Here is a 1,663-nt window from a genome sequence, read left to right on the forward strand (position 1 = left end):
TTTGTACCGCCTGTGAGAGTATCCCAAGTAGTACGGGGCCCGAGAAATCCCGTGCGAATCTGTCAGGACCACCTGATAAGCCTAAATACTCCCTAATGACCGATAGCGGACCAGTACCGTGAGGGAAAGGTGAAAAGTACCCCGGGAGGGGAGTGAAACAGTACCTGAAACCGTGTGCTTACAATCCGTCGGAGCCAGTCTGATTCTGGTGACGGCGTGCCTTTTGAAGAATGAGCCTGCGAGTTAGTGTTACGTCGCGAGGTTAACCCGTGTGGGGCAGCCGTAGCGAAAGCGAGTCTGAATAGGGCGTTGCAGTGGCGTGATCTAGACCCGAAGCGAAGTGATCTACCCATGGCCAGGTTGAAGCGACGGTAAGACGTCGTGGAGGACCGAACCCACTTCAGTTGAAAATGGAGGGGATGAGCTGTGGGTAGGGGTGAAAGGCCAATCAAACTTCGTGATAGCTGGTTCTCCCCGAAATGCATTTAGGTGCAGCGTTGCGTGTTTCTTGCTGGAGGTAGAGCTACTGGATGGCTAATGGGCCCTACAAGGTTACTGACGTCAGCCAAACTCCGAATGCCGGTAAGTGAGAGCGCAGCAGTGAGACTGTGGGGGATAAGCTTCATAGTCGAGAGGGAAACAGCCCAGACCACCAACTAAGGCCCCTAAGCGTGTGCTAAGTGGGAAAGGATGTGGAGTTGCTCAGACAACCAGGAGGTTGGCTTAGAAGCAGCCATCCTTAAAAGAGTGCGTAATAGCTCACTGGTCAAGTGATTCCGCGCCGACAATGTAGCGGGGCTCAAGTACACCGCCGAAGTTGTGGCATTCAAACAATGACTAAGCCTTCGTGGTTCAGGTGTTTGGATGGGTAGGGGAGCGTCGTGTGGGCGGTGAAGTCGCGGTGTAAACCAGCGGTGGAGCCTACACGAGTGAGAATGCAGGCATGAGTAGCGAAAGACGGGTGAGAAACCCGTCCGCCGAATGATCAAGGGTTCCAGGGTCAAGCTAATCTGCCCTGGGTAAGTCGGGACCTAAGGCGAGGCCGACAGGCGTAGTCGATGGACAACGGGTTGATATTCCCGTACCGGCGAAAAACCGCCCATGCTGAACAGGGGATACTAACTGCCCGAGACCTGCCCGATCACCCTTGTGGTGTGAGGGTTTTGGTGGAGCGCAGGACCTGATCCTGGGAGGCAAGCGTATTAACAGGTGTGACGCAGGAAGGTAGCCGAGCCGGGCGATGGTTGTCCCGGTCTAAGGATGTAGGGCGAACGGTAGGCAAATCCGCTGTTCATGATGCCTGAGATCTGATGGGACCCCCTTTTGGGGGGATTTGGTGATCCTATGCTGCCGAGAAAAGCATCGACGCGAGGTTTTAGCCGCCCGTACCCCAAACCGACACAGGTGATCAGGTAGAGAATACTAAGGCGATCGAGAGAATTATGGTTAAGGAACTCGGCAAAATGCCCCCGTAACTTCGGGAGAAGGGGGGCCCCAACCTTGATACACCTTCGCGGTGTGGAGGGGATCGGGGCCGCAGAGACCAGGGGGAAGCGACTGTTTACTAAAAACACAGGTCCGTGCGAAGTCGCAAGACGATGTATACGGACTGACTCCTGCCCGGTGCTGGAAGGTTAAGAGGACCGGTTAGCCTCACGGCGAA

1 rRNA gene (cut by a window edge) is annotated in these 1,663 nt (G+C 55.3%); it reads left to right on the forward strand.

From position 1 onward, the window contains the following. Nucleotides 1-1,663, forward strand: a 23S ribosomal RNA gene (locus tag DXK94_RS21550); its annotated part runs 359 nt beyond the window's last position; the annotation flags it as partial.

Origin of the sequence: Arthrobacter sp. RT-1 (assembly GCF_003367205.1) — a bacterium.
Classification (GTDB): domain Bacteria; phylum Actinomycetota; class Actinomycetes; order Actinomycetales; family Micrococcaceae; genus Arthrobacter.